Source organism: Sphingobium sp. WCS2017Hpa-17 (assembly GCF_031843765.1).
Classification (GTDB): Bacteria; Pseudomonadota; Alphaproteobacteria; order Sphingomonadales; family Sphingomonadaceae; genus Sphingobium.
On the sequence record NZ_JAVTIV010000051.1, the window covers coordinates 1 to 4271 of the forward strand.

General features: G+C 57.9%; 5 protein-coding genes. All 5 read left to right on the forward strand.

What is annotated here, in order from left to right; translation table 11 throughout:
* The first annotated feature begins 121 nt into the window (after positions 1–121).
* Complete coding sequence (locus tag RQH62_RS24770; RefSeq protein WP_311271317.1) at positions 122–883, forward strand: AAA domain-containing protein; 762 nt, start codon at positions 122–124, stop codon at positions 881–883.
* A complete protein-coding gene (locus RQH62_RS24775) occupies positions 883–2259 on the forward strand; it encodes a hypothetical protein (RefSeq protein ID WP_311271318.1) in 1377 nt (458 codons plus the stop codon). Before RQH62_RS24770 ends, RQH62_RS24775 begins: the two co-directional genes overlap by 1 nt.
* 117 nt (positions 2260–2376) lie before the next feature.
* A complete protein-coding gene (locus tag RQH62_RS24780; RefSeq protein ID WP_311271319.1) occupies positions 2377–3165 on the forward strand; it encodes a hypothetical protein in 789 nt (262 codons plus the stop codon).
* Between the two features lie 200 nt (positions 3166–3365).
* Complete coding sequence (tnpA, locus tag RQH62_RS24785) at positions 3366–3809, forward strand: IS66-like element accessory protein TnpA (RefSeq protein ID WP_311271320.1); 444 nt, start codon at positions 3366–3368, stop codon at positions 3807–3809.
* Positions 3806–4150, forward strand: coding sequence for an IS66 family insertion sequence element accessory protein TnpB (gene tnpB, locus RQH62_RS24790; protein ID WP_311271321.1), 345 nt, complete (start codon positions 3806–3808; stop codon positions 4148–4150). The genes tnpA and tnpB overlap by 4 nt, the downstream gene beginning before the upstream one ends.
* Positions 4151–4271: the final 121 nt, after the last annotated feature.

A 4271-nucleotide genomic window follows, 5' to 3' on the forward strand; every position in this document is an offset into this window, starting at 1 on the left:
CGGTCGGGCTACGCCCTCCCTACGCCGCGCGCAGCGCAAGGAAGCGCGTTACATCATCCATGCGCAATCCTGACAGGGGGTCCCTTTTGCGCGCCGATAAGGGGTCCCGTTTGCACGCCGATTGACAGCCCTGCGCGATGACGCGCTGCTGGAGCGCTATGATCTGCGCCATGAAGAAGTTGCCGAATCACTGTTCAGCTATCTCGAACGACGCCTTCCGACCGCAAATGTGCTCTCGCTCAGGACGCAGCGGCGCATGGTGCAACCGATCAACGACCTTATCTCCGGTTGTTTCTATCCTGGGCAAGGACTGGAATGCGCCAGAAGCGGTCCCGACCATAAATTTGGTCCAGCCCTCAAATCGGCAGTTACCTGGTTGGACACCTCGGAGCGTTCAGGCCGTCAGCAGACGCCCGCCAAGGTTGGAAGCGGCTGTTTTAACCGACTGGAATGCGAACTCATTAGCGCACGTCTCAACGCCCTGAACAAACAGTTCGCCCGGCGCGACAAGGACCGGGTAAGACCACGCGTCACTGTAGCGGTCATTACTGGCTATGCCGATCAACGGGCGAAATTGGAACAAACCTTGAACCCACGCTCTCCGCGTTGGAGCCACATCGAAATCCTCCTCAACACGGTCGATGCGTTTCAGGGCCGCCAAGCTGATATGGTCATCTACTCGGTCACCCGATCCAATCCCTTTGCCAAGCTTGGCTTCTTGAAGGAGGCTCCCCGCCTCAATGTAGCCCTGTCTCGTGGACGGGATGCATTGCTGATCGTTGGCGACAAGGAATTCTGCCGAGGCATTCATGGCGACAATCCATTCCGGGACGTCATCCGATGGATCGAGAAAGCTGATGGCTGCGAGACGGAGACCGCGTGATGACACCAGAGGAAACCGCGCGCTTCCATGCTGATCGGCCTGGCTATGAGCTCATCGACTATGCGGAAGTATGCTTGCCGATCTTCAAGATCTACATGGTGGCTTCGCTGTTGCAGCATACCCCTTTGCCGCCAATATACGAGTTCGTTCTTCGAACGATCCGGCTCGGCATTGATGACGCCGATGGCATAGCCGCTTGCCTTGGTATTCCGGGACGCATGGTGCAGGATACCCTGCGATCGCTCCATGATACCGAAGAAGTGGCCTTCAAAACTGGTGATAGCAACGAGATCGATCGTTTCGTGCTCACACGTAAGGGCGAGAAGACGACCGCATCTCTTGAGCGCATCCGCCCGGAACAACAGACTGTCCCAATCTATTTTGACGGCCTCACCCGGAAACCTATTGAGCCGCCCGCACAGACTCTTCTTTCCGGAAAACAACCAGAGGAACTCGGCCTTAAGGAAATCCCCTCGCTTCCAGCCACTCGGATAGAGGTTCCAGACATCGACATTACCGAAGCTGCTCGCATTTTTGGGAGGGAGCGGAGTGAAGGACGCCGCGATCTGCTTGCCATCAAGACGATCGAACGCCGCATGCGTCTGCATCTTCCCGTCACTGCGCTGGTGTTCAGACCGATCGAAGGTGGTGAGGTCGAACTGCTGTTCGCGAGCGACAACCAATTGCTCGACGAGCATAATAGGGCTTTTGCCCTCGCAGAAGGCCCTCGAAAAACGAGACTTCTGGCTGAATTCGCCAAGGCGGATCAGGTCGGCTCAGATTCTTTCGCCCGGCGCGTTTCCCAACTCGCCAAGAGTGTCGACGCGCCCAAACCCAAATCGTCAACGGCTAAGCGCACGACACTTCGGGCTCGCTCGGCCGTTCCGGACGGCGCCCTTCAACGGCTTACGGTTCTCGATCATCCGCCACTTCTCAGGGATGCCATTGAAACGGCCGAGCAGCGTGTCATGATCTTTTCTCCCTGGATTACGCCGCTTGTGGTCGATCGGCCGACGATTCTTGCATTCCGCAAATTGCTGGATCGCCAGGTAACCTTGCACGTCGGTTACGGGCTCGACGATGATCGCAAGGCCACCAAGCCCATCCCCGAAGAATTTCAGAAACTGGCGGACGAATTTCCTAACTTTCAGCTGCGCCGTTTCGGCGATACGCATGAGAAAGTTCTCATCAAGGATGATGAATATGTTGTCCTGACCAGCTTTAATTGGCTGTCTTTTCGTGGAGATGCCGAACGGAAGCTGCGCCGCGAACTTGGTATCAAGGTCAGCGATCAGGCTTATGTCGAAAAGGAGTACGCACTTCTGGAAGCACGGTTTCGAGCACGGTCCCGGAAAAAGGCTTCGGAAGAAGGGTGACCCCGTCGGCGTCTGCATCTGTGCAGCACAGCCCCAGATGCGGGACTTCGCCGACGAGGTGTATAGAGCATGGGGTAAATGGCCCCAAAAGTCAATGTGTGGGAGTTTGAGACAGTTATGAATCCCTCGGATCTCGCCGAGATTTTTCGCACCAGACTGGGAGCGACCCAGCCCAAATTGCAGATCGAACTGTTTGATGCGGATTTGATGCGGTCCAATCTGGACCTCATGGATGCGTCGCTCAAGGAGGCGCGCGCTATTGCCGTGCGCGCCGGTGCGCCGCAGAACGCACGCGACGCTGTCATGGCGCTTTACAATGTGAAGCTTGCCGAGCTGTCTCAGCTTTTTCCGATTTTCTTCCTCTTCGAAAGCGCTTTCCGCACTTTCACGGCCGCCCGGCTGAAAGCCATCTATGGCGACGATCAATGGTGGAGGCCGATCCGCGATGCGCTGACAATGAACAGGGATTTGCGAAGGCTGCATCGCCTGGGCAATCTGCCCGCCCGTCGCGATGTCGTGGATACCGTTGCCCATCTGCTCAATGGAATGGGCCGCGGCGCTGCTCGCGTAACAACCTCATATGACCTCCTTGAAGGTGGCACGCTCGCCCATGTCGAGCGATTGATCGCCTCGCACTGGTCAGCGGTAGACCAAGCTTTGCGGCACAACCCGACGCAGGCGAAGCTGACCGGCACAACGTTCAACAACCTGTTCAAGCTAGTGCGCAATGCCCGTAACGATGCTTATCATCATCGATCTGTTCAGCATCGTGCGCGTGTCGTGGTTATCGTGGAACAACTCCTCGACCTGCTCGACATGAGTTTAACCCTACATGTCACGGCTGTCGAAAAAGCGCCGATTGCTAAATTGAACTTTTCAATTGCAGTGGAGCCCCGGCACGGCTGAATACCATGCCTTTTATCCAAAAAAATACGGTCGCTGTGGGGCAATTAATCCACGTCGCAAAGCCTATTCGGCAAGCTTTTCGGCGAGTGTCTGCATAAGATATTTGACGGAATCGAAGATTTTCGTAAGCGGGGCCTGAGGGCCGCCTTGCGCGGTGCCCATTCGCCGGGATGATTGCCGCTCTTTTAGCGAGGTGGCGGGTGTCGGACGAGATCGAGGATTCAGCAAGCGAACGGGCGAGTAGTCATATGAGTAATCGTATGAGTAGTCGGATCGAGGTCGTTAGCCGGGTGTCGGGTCGGCGGCGGTGGACGGTAGAGCAGAAGCTATCCGTGCTGCGGGATGCATTCGGCCCGGAGGGCTGCGTGCGTACGGCCTGTGAACGCCATGATGTCGGCAGCGGCTCGATCTACACTTGGCGGCGCCAGGCGATGTCCGGTGAGCTTGCCGGGGTTCGCAAGTTGGCCGAGCCGGCATTTGCGGAGGTGCAGATCAGCGAGCAGCCAGCCTTGCCTGCCCCGACAGTTGCAGCGAGCAGCGGCGGCGTGATTGGCATCGAACTGCCGTCTGGTATCAGGGTGAGCGTGGATGCCACGGTCGATGCCGATGCCCTGTCACGGGTGATCGGTATCCTGACGCGATGATCCCGCTGCCGCCATCGACGCGGATCTTCCTGGCCTGCGGTGCGACCGACATGCGTAAGGGTTTCGACGGCCTGGCGGTGATGACGCAGCAGGTTCTGGAGCAGAGCCCCCATTCCGGTGCGCTGTTCGCTTTCCGGGGCAAGCGCGGCGATCTGGTGAAGCTGCTTTGGTACGACGGCCAGGGCATGTGTCTGTTTTCCAAGCGGATGGACCGGGGGCGCTTCGTGTGGCCGTCGACCAAGACGGGGTCAGTGGTGATGACGGCGGCGCAGCTTTCGATGCTCTTGGAAGGCATCGACTGGCGGCGACCTGAACGCACTTTCACTCCTTCATTGGCGTAAGCGCCGACGGAAGGCGGCCTTGTTGCCGGCACCGGAATAGGAAAGCTCGCGGCCTTTGAGGAGGCGTGAGCATGGACATCGAGCAGTCAAACGAGCCTCGTATGAGCGGTCGCGGTGATGG